The following is a 20,697-nucleotide window of genomic DNA, read 5'->3' as shown; positions in this document are numbered from 1 at the left end:
CCTCAAGGAGGCCTTCACGGACTGGCCAGGCGCTCAGGCGACGCGAAGACCGGGCCCCGGGACGTCCCAGGCGGTACCGCGGTGCTCGAGGTACCAGTCCACCGTCTTCGCCATGCCTTCTTCCAGCGTGACAAGGGATTCCGGCTCGATGCCGACGGAAAGCAGGGTCGAGACGTCGGCCGTGACCGGCGTGTTCGGCGTCTCACCGGGCCGCATCGGCAGGTCGGTGATGCCCACCCGCGAGTGCCCGCGCTGCTCGCACAGGTCGATCACCAGCTCCGCCACCTCGCGGATGGTGACCGACTCGGCCGGCCCGATCTCGACCGTGTTCTCCAGCACCCGGCCCTCGGCGGCGGCCTCCAGGGACGCCACCAGCGTGCGGGCGACGTCGCCGACCCACACCATGTCCGAGATCTGCCGTCCGCCGCCGTAGAGCTCCACCGGCATCCCGGACAGCGCCCGGCAGATCAGCGCCGGGGTGATCTTGCGGACCTTCCCCGCGGCGAACGGCGGCGCGGCCTTCTGGCGCGGGCCGTAGGCGTTCACCGCGCGGACGCAGTTCACGCGGGTGCTGCGGTCGGCGTTGAACATGCGGACGAACCGCTCGACCGTCGTCTTGGAAATCGAATAGCTGTTGTTCATCCAGTGGTTGCCGACGCAGATGTACACACCGGGCAGGTCGTACTGGGCGACGGCCTCGAGGAAGTTCAGGCCGCCCATGACGTTGGTCTCCACCGCGGGCCGCGGATTGGTGATCGTCTCCTGGGTGCCCAGCACGGCCGCCAGGTGGATGATCCCGTCGCAGTGCGCGGCGAGCTCGGTCAGCGCCGTCGCGTCGCGGATGTCGCCCAGCATGACCTCCCACGGCCCGCCGTCCCCCTCGCCACGATGGTCGAACACGACCGGCGTATGCCCTCGTGCGGCGAGCTCCTCGCAGACGTAGCGCCCGATGAACCCGGTGCCACCGGTAACACCAACCTTCATTTTAGCCACCTTTTCCCGATAGGCTGGGAATTCCAGGACTTTCCTTTTCGCAGAATCCCATCGGCGGCTCTTCCCGGACGCCTCCAATACTGCCCCGAAAGGCAGTATCGGGAGGCGGTTTCAGCCCGATGCCACATCGCTTGAGTTGATATTGAGGGAAACGTCAAAGGTGGCGTGATGGAGTCTTCGGCGCGCAGCTTGCCACCGATGCCCAGCTTTCGCGACACGGACGCCGGAGGCGAGGTGGACGGCGCGGGTGAGTGACCGGGATGAAGGCTCCCTTCACTGCATCAGACGCGGCGAAGGGAGCCTTCACCCCACCAGCGACCCGTCCGCGACCACGCCACTTTGCCTTGCCGCTCAATAGAACCCACTACCATGTGACTCAAGGTGATCTTTAGCGGATGCCGGTCTGATCAGTCAAGCCGGATAAGGTCACCGGTAGCGGACCGGGGCACGACTGTCCACAAGGGACGTCAGTCTGGATCGCGTTGCCCGATTTGGGCACTGCGCCCAGTTGTAGGTGGGGGTCGTGAGTGGCAAAGAGGGTTAGAACGACCTTTACCACTCACGACCCCTCGAAATAATCGCCCATGTCGTCATTAATCGGACATTCAGCCGCCGAGAGGTGACCACAGTGGACACTGGGGCATGGCCGGGCTCAAGACCCGTCCGAGGTCGACGCAAGCCACGTGGCCTTCGGTTTCAGCCCAGGAACTTCGTCAGCGCGCCGATGACCTGAGCGGGCTGTTCCTCGGAAAGGTAATGCCCGGCCCCGGCGATCTTGACCACCTGCGGATCCACCGCCTTCGACGGCATCACCTGGACGAAGTACTGGTGGTTGAACTCCCCGGCGAGGCCCAGCACCGGCATGGTCAGCTTCCCGTACGCCGAGCCGGCCGCGATGTCCTGGTTCAGCGTCCGGTACCACCCGTTCCCGGCCCGGACGGCCTCACGCGTGTAGTAGGCCCGCGCGTAGACGTTCCGGTCGAAGTCGTCGACCGCCGACGGCACCACCGAGAGCTGATCGATCATCGTGTCCACGACGTACCGCGAGCGGCCGGAGACGAGCTGCTCCGGCAGGCCTTGCAGCTGGTTGAACGTCCACCACCACGGCGAGAACTGGCCGGGCGCGCTGGGCAGCAAAGGCAGCTGGTAGAGGCTCTTGTCGGGCGCGACCACGTCCATCAGCGCCAGTTTCCCGACCGCCTGCGGGTATTTGATCCCGTAGCTGTGCGCGACCATCGCGCCGATGTCGTGGCCGACCAGATCCGCCTTCGCGTACCCGAGCTTGGCGAGCAGCGCGTGGATGTCGGCGGCCAGCGTCTCCTTGTCGTAGCCCGACTGCGGCTTCGACGAGCCGCCCATCCCCCGCAGGTCGACGGCGATCACGCGATGGTGCTCGGCCAGCGCCGGCATCACCTTGTGGAACGCCCACCAGGTCTGCGGCCAGCCGGGAAGCAGCACCACCGGGCTGCCGGATCCCCCGGCGACGTAATGCAGGCGGACACCGTTGACGTCGGCGTAGGAGCTTTGGAACCCGCCCGGCAGGGAGCGGGCGAGCGCGGCGTCCGATTGTCTCCACCCCGTGTTCGCCGCCGCCCCTGTCGCCGTTCCCCCCAGCAGTACCACCGCCGCGACCGCGGCCAGCGCGGTCATGACCTTCTTGAACTTGCGCATGAATTTCTCTCCCACCGCCAGGGAAATGGTCATTGACACCTCAATGATCAGCCGGAAGGGCCGACAGACGCATCTCGCTTGTTGCGGAGGAAAAGAAAGAAACCTCGTGAGTGGCAAGGACGGTTCTAACCGTCCTTGCCACTCACGAGGTTATTCAGGCAGCGCGCGATTCCCGGTCGGCACGCGGCAGCTCGGTCACCGTCGCCCGAGGGGCCGGACGTCGCCGGTTGGCCCGCAGCACCTTCAGCATCAGGCCCGGTTTCATCAGCGCGGTCGGCGGATCGATCAGCCCGGCCACGCGCATGAACGCCGCCGTGATGTCCGGATCGACCGTCGCCGCGTACTGGAGTTTCGCCATGTACGCGTTGCCCATCTTGACTTTGAGCGTCCGTTTCCCTTCCGCGCCGGGGAAGTCGAGGTCGCCGCTGGTCGAGATCTCCCACGGGTTGTCGACGACCTTGCCGATCTCCCGCAGGAACCGCCGCGAGTCCGGTTCGGACCGTCGCGAAAGATGTGCTCGCAGCGCCATCGCCTCCATCGACGCGACGGTCATTCCCTGGCCGTACACCGGGTTGAAGCTGCAGAACGCGTCACCGAGCACGAACAGCCGCTCCGGGAACCGCTTGAGCCGTTCGTAGCGCCGCCGCGAGCTCGCCGGGAACTTGAACGTCACCGGCTCGATCAACGGCTGCGCGTCCTTCACCGCTTCGTAGATTTCCGGGGCGGGCAACGACTTCACGTAGTCGAGGTAGCCGCGCGCGTCGGTCGGCGGGTGGTCGCCGAGGATCCCGGTGAGCGAAAGGATGCACTCGTTCTCGTTCACCTGCCCGAAGAACGCGCCCCGCGGATGCTCGGGCGAGGCGACCGGGTTGATCGACTGCCAGCCGTCGAACATCTCCGGCCGTTTGCGGAACATCCGCGTGGTGTAGGCCAGCCCGATCTTCACGCGTTCCTCGGACGGTCGCTCGAAGCCCAGCTCCTCCAGCCACACCGGTGTCCGCGAACCGCGGCCGGAGGCGTCGACGACCAGGTCCGCGCCGAGCCGTTCCTCCGCCGAGCCGTCGCGCGCCTGCACGCGGACCCCGACGATCCGGTTGCCCGCACGCGTGGCGAGCAGGCCGTGGACGTCGGTGCGTTCGCGGTAGGTGACGTTCGGCAGCGCCGCGGTGCGCATGCGCAGATGATGTTCCAGCACCGGGCGCAGCGCGGTGATCGACGGCAGGCCGCTGTCGGCCGGTTCGACCTGCTTCCCGTTGAAGTACCACTTCATCCGCGCGAGATCGCCGACCGGGATCCCGGAGTCCCGCAGTTCGCCGAGCAGGTTCGGGAACAGCTCTTCGAGGATGAAGTAGCCGCGCGCGTGCAGTCCGTGCGCGTGCCAGGTGTGCGGGGTGCCGCGCCGCGGTTTGTCCACGCCCAGCACCTCGTCGCGGTCGACGACCACTACCTCGCGATAGAACTCGGAAAGCACTCTCGCCGCCAGGGTGCCGGCGACGCTGCCGCCGATCACCACCGCGCGTTTGCCGACGGGTTCGTTCATGACCATGGCTCCTTGGTGCTCAGGCCGCGAGGTCGTCGGACGCGGGCGGTGCCTGACCGATCGTGGCCGTGGGGGCGAGAGGTGCGGCCGCCTTGACCCGGCGCGCGGTGCGCAGCACACCGACCACCAGGCTCGGCCGCATCAGCGCGGTCGGCGGGTCGACCAGGCCGGCGGCCCGGAAGAACGCCTCGGTGAACCGGCCGTCGACGGTCGCCGCGGAGTGCAGCTTCGCCATGTAGGCGTTGCCCATCTTGACCTTCAGCGGACGCGGGCCCTCGACACCGGGGAAGGCGAGGTCCCCGCCCGCCGAGATGTCCCACGGCACGTCGATGATCGGGCTGATCTCCTTGAAGAACCGCAGCGGGCGCACGCCACCCGCGTCGAGATGTGTGCCCAGCTGCGCGGCCTCCATGGCCGCGACGGTCATGCCCTGGCCGTACACCGGGTTGAACGCGCAGACTCCGTCCCCGATCACGAGCAGGCCCTCGGGGAAACGACGCAGCTTGTCGAACCGGCGGCGGACGCTGGCGGGCACCTTGAAACTGGCGATCTCGCTGATCGGCTTCGCGTTGCGCACGGCCCGATAGATCTCAGGCGCGTCCAGCGTTTTGGCGAACTCGAGGAAACCCTTGGCGTCACGCGGCGGGTGATCCCCGAGCAGGCCCGTCTGCGACAGCAGGGCCACGTTCCCCGGCAGGTTCACGAAGAACGCGCCGCGCGGGTTGGCGGGCGAGGCGACCGGGTTGATCGCCAGGTCGTCGCCGAACGGATCGGTGTCCAGCTCGAACAGCCGCGAGGTGTAGGCGAGATCGATCTTGATCTTCTCCTCGGCCGGGCGCTCGTAGCCGAGTTCCTCCAGCCACACCGATGAGCGGCTGCCGCGGCCGGTGGCGTCGACGATGAGGTCGGCGAGCAGCGTCTCGGGCTCGGCGTCCTCACCGGTCACACGGACACCGGTGACCCGCGAGTGGTCGCCGGTCGCGACCAGCGACTGGATCACCGTGCGCTCTCGGACCTCGACATTGGGCAGCGCGACGACACGGCCGCGGACGTACTCTTCGAGCTCCGGGCGGGTCGCGGACACACTGAGCAGGCCGGATTCCTTCTGCTGCAGTCGCTTCCCGTTGAAGTACCAGCGCAGGCTGCCGGACAGGTCACCGCTGGGGATGCCGTCGGCGGTCAGCTCGGCCTGCAGGCCGGGGAAGAGGTCTTCGAGGATCTGCTGGCCGCGTGCGAGCAGCGCGTGCGCGTGATGCGCCTGCGGCACGCCGCGGCGGGTGCCGGTGACGCCGACGATCGTGTCACGCTCGACGATCACGACGGAGCGGTAGCGTTCCGAAAGTACGCGGGCGGTCAGCAGGCCGGCCATGCCGCCGCCGAGCACGACGGCGCGTTCGCCAAGGTATTCGCCCATCGCGGGATTCCTCCAATAGGTCTTCGGCCGGGCCGTCGGAGTCCGACACGGGAAGAATCGTCGTCCGCCTCCGGGCCGGTAGCGTCTCTTCGACTGCTTTTTCGGGAAAGCGTTACAGGGCAACTGGTTCTTGAGTGGATCTCCATTCGCGGTTGTTAGCTTCGGGCAGGTAATTCCGGCTGTCGGCGTAGTTGGAGAGGTGTCATGCGCGCATCGACCCAGATCCTCGTGATCGGCGGTGGACCGGCGGGATCCACCGCTGCCGGGCTTCTGGCCAAAGAGGGCTTCGAGGTCACTCTGCTCGAGCGGGATCACTTCCCGCGCTATCACATCGGCGAATCGCTGCTGCCTTCGTGCCGTCCGATCCTGGAGCGGCTCGGGGTCTGGGACAAGATCGCCGCGGCCGGGTTCCAGCCCAAGGGCGGCGCCTACTACTTCTGGGGTCCCGAGGAATGGGAGGTGCGCTTCCGGCCGCACGGCCGCGACGGCAGCACCAGCGCGTGGCAGGTCATCCGCGCCGACTTCGACAAGATCCTCCTCGACCACGCGCGCGAGGTCGGCGTCGACGTCACCGAGGGCATCGCGGTCAAGAAGCTCGACTTCGACGGCGACCGTCCGGTCGCGGCGCACTGGGCCGAGGCGAAGAACCCGGCCAACAGCGGACGGATCGAGTTCGACTACCTCGTCGACGCGTCCGGCCGCGGCGGCGTGATGGCCACCAAGTACCTGAAGAACCGCAAGTTCCACAACGTCTTCCGCAACGTCGCCGCCTGGTCGTACTGGAAGGACGCGAAGCAGCTCGACCGCGGGCCGAGTGGCGCGATCACGGTCGCCTCGGTCGGCGACGGGTGGTTCTGGGGAATCCCGTTGCCCGACGGCACGATGAGCGTCGGGCTGGTCACCGGGAGGGACTCCTTCAACGCCGCGCGCAACGAACTCGGCGGCGTGGACCCGGTGTACCACAAGGCGATCGGCGACTGCCCGGCGATACAGCAGCTGCTCATCGAGGCCGAGCAGGTCACCGAGGTCAAGGTCGAGCAGGACTATTCGTACGCGGCCGAGCGGTTCCAGGGCCCCGGTTTCCTGCTCGCCGGCGACGCCGCCTGCTTCCTCGACCCCCTGCTGTCGACCGGTGTACACCTGGGTACCTACAGCGCCTTGATCGGCACCGCCGCGATCAGCAGCGTGATCCGCGGCGAGATCGACGAGCGCGAGGCCTGGGACTTCTACGAAGTCGTCTACCGCCGCGCCTACGAGCGGCTGCTGGTGCTGGTGTCCACCTTCTACGAGAGCTACCGCGGCAAGGAACACCATTTCTTCCGCGCGCAGCAACTGTCCGAAAAGGACTGGGAAGGGATGGACGTGCAGGCGGCGTTCGACCGGTTCGTCACCGGTATCGCCGACCTCGAGGACACCGAAGAGGTCTACCGCCGGATCCAGGGCCACCTGCTCGGCGAGGAGAGCGGCAAGCACAACCCGCTGGACAACCTCAACCGCGTCCACGAGCACAAGCAGGCTCCGGAGAAGCCCGAAAAGGCGATCAACGGGCTGTACCTGAGCTACGAGCCGCACATCGGCATCCGGCGCGCGTGAGCGCCTCCACTCCTCCATCGGCCCAGGAAGGGTTTCTCATGTCAGCCACGCTCCACGGTATGCCCGAGCGGTTCGACGTCATCGTCATCGGCGGCGGCCCGGCGGGCGCGACCTGCGCCGGTCTCCTCGCGAAGGAGGGGCGTACGGTCCTGGTCCTCGAACGCGAACGCTTTCCCCGCTACCACATCGGCGAATCCCTGATCCCGGTCGGCATGCGCCCGTTGCAGGAGCTGGACCTGCTCGACCGCATGGAGGCGCGCGGCTTCGAGCGCAAGTACGGCGGCAGCCTGGTGTGGGGAAACCGGGACGTGCCTTGGAACTTCTCGTTCATGAAGGCCGCGGAAGGCACCTACGCCTACCACACGCGCCGCGCCGACCTGGACACGCTGATCCTCGACCGCGCCCGTGAGCTCGGCGCGTACGTCGTGGAGGAGACGACGGTCAAGGACGTGATCCAGTCCGACACCGGCCGTGTCACGGGCGTCCGGTTCACCCTGCGTGGCTCGGCGGGCGACTACGAGGCCAGCGCCTCGCTGGTCGTCGACGCGTCCGGCCAGTCACGGGTGATCGGCCGGAAGTTCAGCGACATCACCTGGCACAACGAGCTCCGCAACGTCGCGGTCTGGACCTACTACGACAACTGCGACCGGCTGCCCGGTGACGAGTGGACCAACATCCTCATCGAAGGCACCGCCGACGGCTGGTTCTGGGGCATCCCGATCGACAAGGGCACGATGAGCGTCGGCTACGTGACCAAGTCGGATCTCGCGAACGCCGACGACCAGTCGCTGGAGCAGCTGTTCCTACGCGAGCGGGACAAGACCACCCGGCTCAAGGGCCTGCTGGCCAACGCCCGCCAGCACGCCGGGTACCGCACGGCGCGGGACTGGTCCTACACCAACGAAACCTTCTACGGCGACGGCTGGGTGCTCGTCGGCGACGCGGCCGCGTTCGTCGACCCGCTGTTCTCCACCGGGGTCGCGCTGGCCACACTGGCCGGCAGCTCGCTGTCCAAAGTGGTCGACCGGATCCTGGAGCACCCGGCCATCGAGGAGAAGGCGCTCGACCGGTACGCCGGGAACTACCGCGCCTTCTTCGACGAGATCCGCAATTTCGTCGAGCGGTTCTACGACCGGACGAAGTACAAGGAGTACTACTACGACCTCGCGCAGGAAATCGTCGACCCGGAGCAGCTCCACGCGCCGAGCACCGACTTCGTCACGCTGATCTCCGGGCTGTCGGGCAAGCACCCGCTGTTGAAGATCAACCTCGACGACCTGGTCGCGAACGTCACCGAACCCTGAGCGGAAGGGACATGGTGGAGATCGAACGCCGTCCCGGCCGCCGGGCGCTGATGGTCTACATAGGACTTGTCGTGCTCCCGGTCGTGATCGCGATCATCCTGCTGGGACAGGGCGAAGGCGGTGCGGGGGCGGCCGCCGCGAAGGCGGCGACCGGACCTTCGCTGGCCCAGCTCCTGCTGGCGATCACCGTGGTGGTCGGCGCCTGCAAGGTGGTGGGGTGGCTCGCCCAGCGGATCGGGCAGCCCGCGGTGATCGGCGAGATCACCGCGGGCATCCTGCTCGGCCCGTCGGTGCTCGGCGCGTTGTGGCCATCTGGCGCGGCCGTGCTGATCCCGAAGGCTGCGGTGCCACAACTGAACGTCGTGGCGCAGCTCGGCGTGATCTTCTTCGTGTTCCTCGCCGGGCTGGAACTGAACACCAGGTTGTTGCGCGGCCGCGGACGGCTCGCGCTGGTCGTCAGTCACGTCAGCATCGCGCTGCCGTTCCTGCTCGGCGTCGGGCTCGCGCTGTTCGCCTACACCCGGTTCGGGACAGGCGGCGGATTCCTGCCGTTCGCGCTGTTCTTCGGGGTGTCGATGAGCATCACGGCGTTGCCGGTGCTGGTGCGGATCCTGCACGAGATCGGGCTCTTCCGCAGCGAGATCGGCGTGGTGACGCTGACGTGCGCGGTGGTCGACGACGTGACCGCGTGGAGCCTGCTGGCACTGGTGATCGCGCTGACCACGGCGTCCTCGCTGGTCGGCGTGGTGCTGACGGTCGTGCTCACCGCGGCGTTCGTCGCGCTGCTCGGCCTGGTGGTCCGGCCCCTGCTGCGGAAATTCGTGGCCGGGGCTTCGGCGGCACGGCTGCACCGGGTCGCGCCGCTTTCGGTGGTCGGGGTGCTGGTGTGCGCCATGGCGACCGAGTGGATCGGCGTGCACGCGATGTTCGGCGCGTTCGTGTTCGGCGTGGTGTTCCCCCGGGACAACCCGATGGCGACCTGGCTGCACGACAAGGCCGGCGGGCTGACGACGGCGTTGATGCTGCCGTTGTTCTTCGCCTACAGCGGATTGCGCACCGACCTCGGCCTGCTTTCCGGTGGCAGCGCGTGGCTCTGGTGCGGCGCGATCCTGCTCGTGGCCGTCGCGGGCAAATTCGGCGGCTCGGCGCTGGCCGCGCGGGCGGTCGGCGAGAACTGGAACCGGTCGCTGCAGGTGGGTGCGCTGATGAACTGCCGCGGCCTGACCGAACTGGTGGTGCTCAACATCGGGCTCGACCTCGGTGTGCTGTCCCCGACGCTGTTCACCATGCTGGTGATCATGGCGCTGGTCTCGACCGCGATGGCGGCGCCGCTGGCGACCTGGTTCGCTTGCCGCGACGGCCGGAACGTGGTGGATTTCCCCGGCCGCACCTCCGAACGTGCGGCAGCCTGACGCACCGGCAAACGGGAAGACGCCCCGGCGCCCGCCCGCTGCGAAGCTGGACCAGTCGACGATCTAGGAGGTCAAGGTGTCGAGCACCGATGTTCCGACGCGGGAGGAACTGGTTCGCCGCGTGGCCGAACTGGCACCCGCACTGAAGAAGCACTCGGCCTGGCAGGAACAGAACCGTCGGGTGCACGAGGAATCCATCGAAGCACTGGCCGAGGCCGGCGTCTTCAAGCTGCGCCGCCCCAAGCGTTACGGCGGCTACGAAGCCGCCACCCGCACCCTGGTCGACGTCGCCACCGAGATCGGCCGGGCCGACGGCTCGACCTCCTGGGTGGCCTCGGTGTACTGGATCCCGACCTGGATGGCCTGCCAGTTCCCGGAGGCGGTGCAGGACGAGGTGTTCGCCACCCCGGACGTGCGCGTCTGCGGGACGCTGAGCCCGTCCGCGATGGCCGCGCCGGTCGACGGCGGGGTCGTGGTGAACGGCAAGTGGGGCTTCATCAGCGGGGCCCTGCACGCGCAGTGGCAGGAGATCATCGCGATCCTCGTGCCGCCGGAGGGCGAGCCGTACCCGATCATGGCGCTGGTGCCGATCTCGGATCTGCTGATCGTGGACGACTGGGACACCTCGGGCCTGCGCGGCACCGGCTCCGTGTCGACGGTGGCGCAGGACGTCTTCATCCCCGCGGAGCGGGTGCTCCCGCTGCCGGCGGTGCTGGAAGGTCAGGGCGGGGCTTCGGCCTCGATCTACCGGGCGCCGCTGCTCCCGGTCGCCTCGGCGTCTTCGGTGGGCACGCTGGTCGGGATGGCGCGGAGCGCGCAGGACACCTTCCTCAAGCGCCTGCCGGACCGCAAGATCACTTACACCGCCTACGATTCCCAGCGCGAGGCGCCGATCACGCACCACCAGGTGGCCGAAGCGGCACTGAAGATCGACGAGGCCGAGTTCCACGCGCACCGTCTGTCCACTTTGGTCGACTCGAAGACCGCGGACGGCACCCCGTGGAAACTCGAAGAACGCGCCATCGCACGGGCCGACCTCGGCGCCGTGGTCCGCCGCGCCAAGGAGGGAATCGACATCCTCGCGGCCGCCTCCGGTGGTTCGTCGATCTACCACGGCATCCCGATCCAGCGCATCGCCCGCGACGTCGCCGCGGTCAACCTCCACGCGCTGATGCACCCGAACACCAACACCGAGCTGTACGGCCGCGTGCTCTGCGGGCTCGAGCCCAACACCCTCTACATCTAGGAGGATCCTCCGATGACCACGACCGAAACCGGCACGGCCGCGGACCAGGCGGCGATCGCGGCGCTGACCCAGAAGGTGATCGCCGCGTGGGCGTACCACGACGCCGACGCCTTCGCCGGCGTCTTCACCGAGGACGGCACGATGATCCTCCCCGGTGTCTTCAAGAAGGGCCGCGACGACATCCGGGCGTTCCTGGTGGAATCCTTCGCGGGCAACTACAAGGGCACCCAGGTCACCGGGCGTCCGCTGGAGATCCGCTTCTTCACCCCGGACTCCGGTGTCCTGATCACGCAGGGCGGCGTGCTCGGCCCCGGCGAGACCGAGGTCGCCGACTCCCAGTCGATCCGTGCCTCGTGGACGGTCGTCAAGCGGGACGGCGCGTGGCAGCTGGCGTCCTATCAGAACACTCCGGCGAAGCAGCAGCTGCCGAAGCCGGGCACTGTCTGATCCCTCCCCCTCGGAACCCGGGCCTCCCCTCCTCAGGGCCCGGGTTCCGCCCTTTCCGGTGGGTCGTGAGTGGCTTTTCGGGTGGTTTCGGCTGTGCGCCCAATGTGGCATTGGGGACGTCTGGTGTCCCCGATGCCACATTGGGCGCGGCGGGGTGGGCGCAGCGGCGGGGTGGCGCATGGTGAGTCCGTCGGCGGCTTGGCGACACCGCGCACCTAACCGATGCTGAAAACCTCGACCGGATGCGGGATCCGCACCCGCCCCGCGGAAACCGTGCCCATCCCGGCGACCGCGTCGAGCAGCTCCGCCCGCCCGGTCCCGCCGCGCCAAGGCGAATGCCGCGCGAAGGTCAGGAACTCCAGAAGACGGTGCGCCGGCTCGGAAACCGGCACCGTGATCTCCGCGTCCACCGTGACGGACCGGAACTCGACGCCGAACCGCGTCAGTTCCTCCGCCAGCGTCTGCGCGAACAGCGGACGCGCGATGCCCTGCCGCGCGAGGGATTCCGCGAAGGGGCCGTTCAGCCGGTTCAGCGGGGGCACCGCGACGATCAGCCGCCGGTGCCGGTTGCGCGCTTCCTTCAGCACCGCCATGCCCTCGTCCGCGCCGAGGTAGCACAACGACTGGACGAACAGGCCGTACTCGGTCGGCGTGATCCGGAGGTCGGCGACGTCGGCCATGCTCGCCGTCAAGACACGATGGTCCCGGACCTTCGACAGCCCCGACAGCCGCGCGCGCAGTCGTTCGACCGCTTCGCCGTTGGTGTCGATGCCTTGGAACCACACCGTTCTCCGCGGCACCCGCGCGATGAGCTCCAGTTCGAACATGCCGAACCCGCAGCCGTACGACGTCAGTTCGAGATCGGCGTCCGCGCCGATCAGCCTCGACGTCTCCTCGACCATCAGCCGTTGCTGGTCGGTCAGGCTGCGGAAGGTGGCGTTACAGGTGTTGTAGTCCAGTTCGTCCATCGGCGCTCCCCGGGTCGGGCCCCCGAAACACCGAAGCCGTGGCGCGCGCACGCGTCACGGCTCCGGTGATCGAGCGGCGATTGCTCAGATCCGCTTCTTCAGGGCACGGACCGAAAGCGCCCCGAACACGATCGCGATCACGGCCGCCCAGACCAGGGACCAGATCACCGCCGAGGTGACCCCGGCGCCGCCGTTCATCAGTCCGCGGCACGCCTTGAGCAGGATCGCCACCGGGCTGACCTCGGCGAACGCCTGCAGCCAGGACGGCATCGTCTCGACCGGCGCGAACACGCCGCTGACGAAGTTCAGCGGCAGGATCACCGCGAACGCGAACACCTGGACCTTCTCCGCCTGGTCGGCGGCGACCCCCACCAGCGTGGGCACCCAGGAGAACGCGATCGCGAACACCAGCAGCAGCAACCCGGCCGCGAGCACGCCGAGGAAGCCCTTCTCCGGCCGGAAGCCGAGCAGCAGCCCGACCCCGACCACCAGCAGCACGGACCAGACCTGCTTGAACTGGTCGCCGATGATCCGGCCGGCCAGCGGTGCCCAGCGCGCGATCGGCAACGACCGGAACCGGTCGAACACGCCCTGGGACAGGTCGGTGTTGAGCCCGATGCCGACGTTGATGGTCGCGAACAGCATGCTCATCACCAGCATGCCCGGGATCATGAACTGCAGATACGCGTTCCGGTCGCCGGAGATCGCGCCACCGAACACGAAGGTGAACAGCAGCGTGAAGATGATCGGCTGGAAACTGATGTCGGCCAGCTGCTTCGGCTCGTGCTTGACCGAAACCGTGCTGCGCCAAGCCAGCGTGAACATCTGCGAGATGCCCTGGAAGAACCCGACCCTGGTCGACAACTGCCGCGGGGGCAGCGTCGTCGTCGCGGCGGTCATCGGATCTCCTCCTCGGTCTCTTCGGCGGGCTCCTCGGCCGGACGCCCGGTCAGGCTCAGGAACACCTCGTCCAGGCTGGAGCTGCGCAGGGACAGCTCGCCGATGACGATGCCCGCCTCCTCCAGCCGCCGGACCGCGCCGGGCAGCGCCGCCGGGTCGGTGACCGGGACGCTGACGACCTGGCCCGAGACGTCCGGCGTCGCGCCGGCGATCTCGCCGACCAGCCGCACGACCTTTTCGAGGTCGCCCGCCTGGGCACCGCGCACCGTCAGGCGCTGGGCGCCGGTGCTGGCCTTGAGCTCGTCCGGAGTGCCCTTGGCGATCACCTTGCCGTGGTCGACGACCACGATCTCGTCGGCGAGCGCGTCGGCCTCCTCCAGGTACTGCGTGGTCAGCAGCACCGTGACGCCGTCGGCGACCAGCCCGCGCACGACGTCCCACAGCTCGAGCCTGCTGCGCGGGTCGAGACCGGTGGTGGGCTCGTCCAGGAACAGCAGACGCGCGTCCCCGACCAGGCTGGCGGCCAGGTCAAGACGACGGCGCATACCGCCCGAGTAGCCCTTCGCGGCGCGGCCGCCCGCCTCGGTGAGGGAGAACCGCTCCAGGAGCTCGTGCGCGCGGGCCTTGGCCGCCCGCCGCGAAAAGCCGAGCAGCCGCCCGATCAGCAGCAGGTTCTCCACGCCGGTCAGGCTTTCGTCGACCGACGCGTACTGCCCGGTCAAGCCGATCAGCTGCCGCACCTGGTGGGCGTCTTTTTCGATGTCGTACCCGGCCACGGTGGCGTGGCCCTCGTCCGGCGTCACCAGCGTGGACAGGATCCGGACCGTGGTGGTCTTCCCGGCGCCGTTCGGCCCGAGGACGCCGAGCACGGTGCCCGAACGGACGGTCAAATCGACCCCGTCGAGCGCGGTCGTCTCGCCGAACCGTTTCACCAGCCCTTCGGCGTGGATCGCGAATTCAGTCTCGGTCCCCCGCGGCCCCGGGCCGGCCCTCGACGCGGTCGCGGGTTCGACGTTCTGCAACATGACGCACTACCTTCCTGTTCCTCACAACGGAGACACTCTCGTGCGGTTACATCATGCGAGGAAGTGCGGCGTGGGAGCAGTGAATGGTTAACCTTCCGGGTATGAATTCTTCATTTTTGGGATGATTGTCCCAGCCTGAAAAAACCGCACCTTCGCCGAGAATACCGACGACACGCTCCGGCGTCCTTCTCCATAAATGCGGTAAATAATCGTGGCCCGTTCCCGAATACCGCTGCTAACCTGCGAATGTCCGCCTCTCGGCGAAATTCCGCTGATCAGCACGGAAAGGACCGTCACGTCTCATGGTCGCCGTCATCACCGCAGCTCCGCGGACCGGCACGGTCTTCGCGGGATTCGCCGCGTACGGCGCATTGTGGGGTCCGTACCTTTCGATGTTGCCGGACGTTCGCAACGCCACCGGCGCCGGTGAGGCGCAATTGGGCGCCGCGTTGCTGATCGGCGCACTCGCGGCGATGCCCGCGATGTTCGCGATCGGCCGGTTGCTCGACCGGTTCGGCCGACCGGTCGCGGTCTCGACCTTCGCCGGATTCGCGCTCATCGCGCCGACGCCGGCACTGGCCGGATCCGTTCCGGCCTTGTTCCTCACCCTGGGATTGTTCGGATTCGGTTCGGGTGCCTGCAATGTCGTCGTGGTCGCGCTGGCGGCGTCCGCCGAAGCGGGTGACGGGCCCCGCGTGATGAACCGCGCGCACGCGTTGTTCAGCATCGGCCTGTTGACGTGCAGTCTCGGCACCGGGGCGGCGCGGACGGCGGGAGTACCCGCCGAGGCGATCGCGCTGACGCTTTCGGCGCTGGTCGTTCTCGGCGCGATCGCGGCGAGGAATTCCGTGCCGGGACGGCTGGTCCGCCAGGGCCGCGAACCGGGACGGCGCCTGCGGCTCGGCCCGGCGGTCCTGCTGCTGTGCCTGCTGGCTGCGCTGGCGATGGTCGTGGAAAGCGGCGTCCAGCAATGGAGCGCGGTGTTCCTGGCCGACATCACCCGCGCGCCGGTCGGGATCTCGGCGGCCGCTCCCGGCATCTTCGCCGCCGGGATGGCGCTGGGCCGGTTCGGCGGGCACTGGCTGTCCGGCCGCGCGTCGGATCGCCTGGTACTGCTCACCTCCGGCGCCCTTTCCGGGGTGGGCGTGCTGATGCTTTCGATGGCCGACGCGCCGGTGCACGGCCTGCTCGGCACCGCCGTGGTGGGTGGCGCGATCTCGGTGTCGACGCCCACCGTCTACGGGCTGATCGGACGCGGCGCGTCCGCGGAGGACCGCGGCGCGGTGATCGGCTCGGCGGCGTCACTGGCCAGTGTCGGCCTCTTGCTCGGCCCGGCGGTGGTCGGCCAGATCGCCGGGCACACCGACCTGCGGGTCGCCATCGCAGTGTTGTCCGTGGCCTCGGTCGCGGTCTGCCTGCTCGCGCTGCGCGTGCCCGCACGGAATCAATGATCGGAGGATGGACCCGATGGGCGACGTAACAGGGGGTCGCGGAGGCTCGGACTTCGCCGAAGGACGGCAGCGACGGCAGCTTGTCGGGGACGACATCCCCGACGGCTGCCCGTTCGGTTCACGACAGCGCGACGGACGCCGTGAATGGCTGGTGAGCGGCTATTCCGAAACGCGCGATTTCCTGCGCGACAAGCGGTTCAGCCGGGCCGTGCTGGCCGAGACGACCCATCCGCGCGGACCGGCCACCCGGATGTCGGTGACCGACCTGGACCCGCCGAGGCACACCCGGATCCGGAAGCTGATCGGCGGCGCGTTCTCCGCCCGCCGTGCGGAGCAGCTGCGCGACTACGTCGAAACCACCGCCGTCGGGCTGCTCGACAGGCTGATCGACACGGATCCCACCGCGGATCTGATCGCCGACTTCTGCGCCCCGCTGACCTTCACCGCGCAGGCCGAGCTGCTGGGTGTTCCGCCGTCGCGGCGCGAAGCCGTCCGCAAACGCGCGAACGCGCGGCTAGGCAAGCCGGGTTCCCCTCGATCCGCCGTCTACCAAGGCGAACTGCTGTTGCACGACGAGGTCGCGATGATGCTCGCCGACACCGAGGACCCGCCGTCCGGGCTGATGGCCGAGCTCATCGAGGCACATCGCAACGGCGCCCTGGACGAAACGGAACTGACCGGGCTGGCGGCGTCACTGTTCTTCGACGGGCACGCGCTGGCGGCCGCGCAGATCGCCAACGCGGTGCTCTGCCTGATCTCCCGGCCGGGCCTGCTGGCTTCGCTGGACGCGGACCCGGCGCTGCTGGACGCGGCCGTCGAGGAAACGCTCCGGTACAGCCCCGCGGTGAACTTCAGCATGACACGCGTCGCGACGGAGGAAGTCACCATCGCCGGCACGCGGATCGAGCCCGGCGACCTGATGACCGCGCTGCTGCCGGTGGTCAACCGCGACGAAGACGTCTTCGCCGATCCAGACCGGTTCGCGATGGACAGGAACGGCAGGCATCTGTCGTTCGGGCACGGGACGCACCATTGCATCGGCGCCCACCTCGCGCGGGTCGAGATCCAGTCGGCCCTGCGCGCGCTTTCCCGTCGCGCGCCGGAACTCCGCCTCGCCGTACCCGAGGATTCCCTGGAATGGACCGTCTCCCCGACGATGCGCGCATTGTCCGCGCTGCCGGTCCGCTGGACTTCTTCCGGTGTGCTCGATCCCTTGGAGCGTCGCGCGCGACGGTGGGAAGATCGGCCCGCGGCCTGACCACGGGCCCCGGACAACGAAGGAGTTCGTCATGCGCGAAATCGCCGCCGGATTGTTCATGTCCCTGGACGGGGTGGCCGAACAGCCGGACCGCTGGATGGGCCAATACTGGTCCGACGAGATGAGCGAAGGAATCGCCGAGAGCCTCGCCGCCTCGGACGCCATTCTGATGGGCAAGGACACGTACGTCGCTTTCGAACAGATGTGGAAGCCGCAGGGTGACAGCAACCCGATGGCGGCGTTCCTCAACGGCACGCACAAATACGTCGTTTCTTCGACGCTGGACGAAGCGACGTTGACCTGGCCGGACACGAGTCTGATCACCGGTGACATCGCCGGCGAGATCACCCGGCTGAAGGAAACGCCCGGTAAGACGATCCGGGTGCCCGGAAGCCCGAGACTCGTCCAATGGCTGCTCGCCGAAGGACTCCTGGACGAACTGGCGCTCAACATCATGCCGCTGGTGGCAGGCGAGGGCGCGAAACTGTTCGAAGGAACGGACAAGGAGATCCCGCTGAAGCTGACGCGCTCGAACGCGCTGAAAACCGGCGTCATCGGCGCCGTCTACACCCGCGCCTGACGAATTCACCGGGACCGTGAAAAATTCATGTTCTCATCGTGACGAGAACATGGCCCGATCACACACGAATCGACTACCGGGCATTCGGTGGCGCTGCGATACTGGTGAGCAGGCGCGATCATTCGCGCACCGGCGAGGAAAGGAAATTCTGTGACTGCCGCAGCCCGCAAGACCAAGCAACCGGCGGGTGAGGGAATCCGCGTCACCGGCGCTCACGAGAACAACCTGAAGGACGTCTCACTCGAGCTCCCGAAGAACCAGATCACGGTTTTCGTCGGGGTTTCGGGTTCCGGGAAGTCCTCCGTCGTGTTCGACACGATCGCCGTCGAGGCGCAGCGTCAGCTGAACGCCACCTTCCCCTGGTTCATCCGCAACCAGCTGCCCAAACACGAACGCCCGCACGTGGACGGCATCGAGAACCTGACCACCCCGGTGATCGTCGACCAGCGCCCGCTCGGCGGGAACGCGCGCTCCACGGTCGGCACGGTCGCCGACATCCACCCGCTGCTGCGGGTGTTGTTCTCTCGGCAGGGAAAGCCCAGCGCGGGCAATCCCTCGCTGTATTCGTTCAACGACCCCAACGGGATGTGCCCCGACTGCGAGGGCATCGGCCGCGCGCTGCGCCCGGACCCCGAGCTGATGCTCGACATGACGAAGTCGCTCGACGAGGGCGCGATCCTGGTGCCGGGCTATCCGGTCGGCAGCCCCGGCTGGCAGTTCTACGCCAACCACGACGCCATCAACCCGGCCAAGAAGCTCAACAAGTACACCGCCAAGGAGATGGACACCCTTCTGCACGGCAAGGAGGGCAAGGTCCAGCTCACCTTCAAGAACGGCAAGACGCAGACGCTGACGTTCGAGGGCCTGGTCGCGAACTTCACCCGCCGCCATCTCAAGCGTGACACCGGGTCGATGAGCGAGAAGACCCGTGCCCAGGCGGAGAAGTTCATCACCGAGGGGCCTTGCCCGGCCTGCCGCGGCGGACGGCTGAGCGAGGCGGCGCTGGCGACCAAGCTGGCGGGCAAGAACATCGCGCAGTGGTGCGAGCTGCAGATCACCGATCTGATCGAGCTGATCAAGTCCATCAAGGACAAGCAGACCGCCGCGATGGCACAGGGCGTGCTGGCCGCGCTCGAACGCATCGAGGCGATCGGCCTCGGCTACCTTTCGCTGGACCGGGCGACGACCTCGCTGTCCGGCGGTGAGGGGCAGCGGCTCAAGCTGGTCAAGCACCTGGGCAGCGACCTGACCGGGCTGACCTACATCTTCGACGAGCCCAGTGTCGGCCTGCACCCCCGCGATGTCGGACGGCTCAACGATCTGCTGCGGGCGTTGCGGGACAAGGGGAACACGATCCTCGTGGTCGAACACGACCCGGACGTCATCGAGATCGCCGATCACATCGTCGAGATCGGGCCGCGCGCCGGTGTGCACGGCGGCGAGGTCGTCTTCCAGGGAACGTACCGGCAGCTGCGGGCAGGCAAGACGCTGACCGGGGCCGGGCTGGCCCGCTCGGGTGTCGTCAAGGAGGATCCGCGCCGCCCCAAGGGGAAGCTGCCGATCAAGCGGGCTTCACTGCACAACCTGAAGAACGTGTCGGTCGACATCCCGACCGGTGTGCTCACCGCCGTCACCGGTGTCGCGGGTTCGGGCAAGAGCTCGTTGATCTCCGGTGTCTTCCGCGAGGCGCATCCGGACGCGATCTTCGTGGACCAGACACCGATCGCGGCGTCGTCCCGCTCGACTCCGGCGACGTACCTCGGCCTGATGGACCCGGTGCGCAAACTCTTCGCGAAGGCGAGCGGCGCGAACGCGGCGTTGTTCAGCTTCAACTCCCAGGGCGCCTGCGAGGAATGCCAGGGCCGCGGCGTGCTGATCACCGAAGTGTCCTATATGGACCCGATCACGACGCATTGCGAAAGCTGCGACGGGCGCCGGTTCAAGGACGAGGTGCTCGCGCACAAGCTGCGGGGCAAGTCGATCGCCGACGTGCTGGAGCTGTCCGCGGAGCAGGCGGCGGAGTACTTCACCGAAGCCCCGGTGCTGGCGAAGGTGAACGCGCTGATCGAGACCGGGCTCGGGTATCTCGGGCTGGGGCAGGCGCTGAGCACGCTGTCCGGCGGTGAACGTCAGCGGATCAAGCTGGCGGACCGGCTTTCCGGCGGCGGCAACGTCTACATCCTCGACGAGCCGACCACCGGTCTGCACATGACCGACATCGACATGCTGCTGGGCCTGCTCAACGGCATGGTCGACGCGGGCAACACGGTGGTGGTGATCGAGCACAACCTCGCGGTGATCGAACAGGCGGACTGGGTGATCGACCTCGGACCCGGCGGTGGCAAGAACGGCGGCGAGATCGTCTTCACCGGCCCGCCCGAGAAACTCCTGACCGCGGAGAGCTCACTGACCGGCGAGTACCTCAAGCGTTACCAGCAGGCCGGCTGAGCTCGGGCTCTTGGTTGAAGGGGACGTCCCGTGCGGGGCGTCCCCTTCTTCGCGTTCGGCGCAGGATACGAGACGCCCGATACCCACGGCGGCGACCATGCTGGAAGCCGGTGCGGCGAGGAGGGTCGGATGGCGGTGCGGCTGGTGCTGACCGGCGGGCTGGAATGGCTGGATTCGATTCCGGAAAGCGAACGCGCGACGGTTTTCACCGCGTTGTTCGCCGTCTGCGACGGATCCGCGTTCCTTACCTACGGCGTTTTCAAAGTCGGCGGCGGTCCGGGCCGCTTCCTGTTGACCGTGGCGCCCGCGCTGGCGATCCGGGTGCGGATCGATTGGGCGCGTTCGGAGTTCGAGTTGCTCGGGCTCAGCAGGGAACCCGTCGAGTGGCCGCGCGAGCTGGACGTGCTCTGAAGCTCTTCGATATCACCGCATGGGGTGAGAATCCCG

Annotated in this window: 17 protein-coding genes; 10 read left to right on the top strand and 7 right to left on the bottom strand. The window is 68.0% G+C overall.

The genetic code is table 11. The features are described 5' to 3' along the window. Positions 1 to 33: 33 nt before the first annotated feature. From ED92_RS21215 to ED92_RS21200, 4 genes are all read right to left on the bottom strand, one after another. Entirely contained in the window at positions 34 to 984 is a 951-nt protein-coding gene (locus ED92_RS21215) for an NAD(P)-dependent oxidoreductase (protein ID WP_037341320.1), read from the bottom strand. Positions 985 to 1,689: 705 nt separating this feature from the next. Continuing rightward, on the bottom strand, positions 1,690 to 2,697 hold the full coding sequence (locus ED92_RS21210) for an alpha/beta fold hydrolase (RefSeq protein WP_081975879.1): 1,008 nt from the start codon (positions 2,695 to 2,697) through the stop codon (positions 1,690 to 1,692). A gap of 121 nt (positions 2,698 to 2,818) precedes the next feature. Then, a complete protein-coding gene (locus ED92_RS21205) occupies positions 2,819 to 4,204 on the bottom strand; it encodes an NAD(P)/FAD-dependent oxidoreductase (protein WP_037342503.1) in 1,386 nt (461 codons plus the stop codon). Positions 4,205 to 4,223: 19 nt separating this feature from the next. Continuing rightward, complete coding sequence (locus tag ED92_RS21200) at positions 4,224 to 5,618, bottom strand: NAD(P)/FAD-dependent oxidoreductase (protein ID WP_037341318.1); 1,395 nt, start codon at positions 5,616 to 5,618, stop codon at positions 4,224 to 4,226. A gap of 204 nt (positions 5,619 to 5,822) precedes the next feature. Between ED92_RS21200 and ED92_RS21195 the strand changes: the two genes are divergently transcribed. From ED92_RS21195 to ED92_RS21175, 5 genes are all read left to right on the top strand, one after another. Beyond that, positions 5,823 to 7,211, top strand: a complete 1,389-nt coding sequence (locus ED92_RS21195; RefSeq protein ID WP_037341316.1) for an NAD(P)/FAD-dependent oxidoreductase — start codon at positions 5,823 to 5,825, stop codon at positions 7,209 to 7,211. A 38-nt stretch (positions 7,212 to 7,249) separates the two neighbouring features. After that, positions 7,250 to 8,515 carry an NAD(P)/FAD-dependent oxidoreductase gene (locus ED92_RS21190; protein ID WP_037341314.1) on the top strand — a complete coding sequence of 422 codons (1,266 nt, stop codon included), beginning with the start codon at positions 7,250 to 7,252 and terminating at the stop codon, positions 8,513 to 8,515. A gap of 11 nt (positions 8,516 to 8,526) precedes the next feature. Beyond that, positions 8,527 to 9,927 carry a cation:proton antiporter gene (locus ED92_RS21185; protein WP_081975877.1) on the top strand — a complete coding sequence of 467 codons (1,401 nt, stop codon included), beginning with the start codon at positions 8,527 to 8,529 and terminating at the stop codon, positions 9,925 to 9,927. A 76-nt stretch (positions 9,928 to 10,003) separates the two neighbouring features. Next, a complete protein-coding gene (locus tag ED92_RS21180; RefSeq protein WP_037341311.1) occupies positions 10,004 to 11,173 on the top strand; it encodes an acyl-CoA dehydrogenase family protein in 1,170 nt (389 codons plus the stop codon). Between the two features lie 12 nt (positions 11,174 to 11,185). Next, complete coding sequence (locus ED92_RS21175) at positions 11,186 to 11,620, top strand: SgcJ/EcaC family oxidoreductase (protein WP_016336918.1); 435 nt, start codon at positions 11,186 to 11,188, stop codon at positions 11,618 to 11,620. A gap of 215 nt (positions 11,621 to 11,835) precedes the next feature. Here the strand turns inward: ED92_RS21175 and ED92_RS21170 are convergent, their stop codons facing one another. The 3 genes from ED92_RS21170 to ED92_RS21160 all read right to left on the bottom strand — a co-directional run bounded on the left by ED92_RS21170 (position 11,836) and on the right by ED92_RS21160 (position 14,513). Next, entirely contained in the window at positions 11,836 to 12,588 is a 753-nt protein-coding gene (locus tag ED92_RS21170) for a hypothetical protein (RefSeq protein ID WP_037341309.1), read from the bottom strand. A gap of 84 nt (positions 12,589 to 12,672) precedes the next feature. Further along, complete coding sequence (locus ED92_RS21165) at positions 12,673 to 13,488, bottom strand: ABC transporter permease (RefSeq protein WP_052120777.1); 816 nt, start codon at positions 13,486 to 13,488, stop codon at positions 12,673 to 12,675. After that, positions 13,485 to 14,513, bottom strand: a complete 1,029-nt coding sequence (locus tag ED92_RS21160; protein WP_037341307.1) for a daunorubicin resistance protein DrrA family ABC transporter ATP-binding protein — start codon at positions 14,511 to 14,513, stop codon at positions 13,485 to 13,487. The genes ED92_RS21165 and ED92_RS21160 overlap by 4 nt, the downstream gene beginning before the upstream one ends. Before the next feature lie 302 nt (positions 14,514 to 14,815). Here ED92_RS21160 and ED92_RS21155 point away from each other — a divergent pair, with 302 nt between their 5' ends. The 5 genes from ED92_RS21155 to ED92_RS21135 all read left to right on the top strand — a co-directional run bounded on the left by ED92_RS21155 (position 14,816) and on the right by ED92_RS21135 (position 20,661). Continuing rightward, on the top strand, positions 14,816 to 15,964 hold the full coding sequence (locus tag ED92_RS21155) for an MFS transporter (RefSeq protein WP_037341305.1): 1,149 nt from the start codon (positions 14,816 to 14,818) through the stop codon (positions 15,962 to 15,964). A 16-nt stretch (positions 15,965 to 15,980) separates the two neighbouring features. Then, positions 15,981 to 17,222 (top strand): cytochrome P450, encoded by a 1,242-nt coding sequence (locus ED92_RS21150; RefSeq protein WP_037342499.1) that lies wholly within the window; start codon positions 15,981 to 15,983, stop codon positions 17,220 to 17,222. A gap of 31 nt (positions 17,223 to 17,253) precedes the next feature. Then, positions 17,254 to 17,802, top strand: a complete 549-nt coding sequence (locus ED92_RS21145; protein ID WP_037341303.1) for a dihydrofolate reductase family protein — start codon at positions 17,254 to 17,256, stop codon at positions 17,800 to 17,802. 150 nt (positions 17,803 to 17,952) lie between these two features. Continuing rightward, positions 17,953 to 20,250 (top strand): excinuclease ABC subunit UvrA, encoded by a 2,298-nt coding sequence (locus tag ED92_RS21140; protein ID WP_037341300.1) that lies wholly within the window; start codon positions 17,953 to 17,955, stop codon positions 20,248 to 20,250. Positions 20,251 to 20,379: 129 nt separating this feature from the next. Further along, positions 20,380 to 20,661: a DUF6235 family protein gene (locus ED92_RS21135; RefSeq protein ID WP_037341299.1), complete on the top strand. Its 282-nt coding sequence runs from the start codon at positions 20,380 to 20,382 to the stop codon at positions 20,659 to 20,661. Positions 20,662 to 20,697 lie beyond the last annotated feature (36 nt).

Origin of the sequence: Amycolatopsis sp. MJM2582 (assembly GCF_000754115.1) — a bacterium.
Lineage (GTDB): Bacteria > Actinomycetota > Actinomycetes > Mycobacteriales > Pseudonocardiaceae > Amycolatopsis > Amycolatopsis japonica.
The sequence above is the reverse complement of the archived record's forward strand: the minus strand, read 5'-3'. Positions and strand labels throughout refer to the sequence as shown.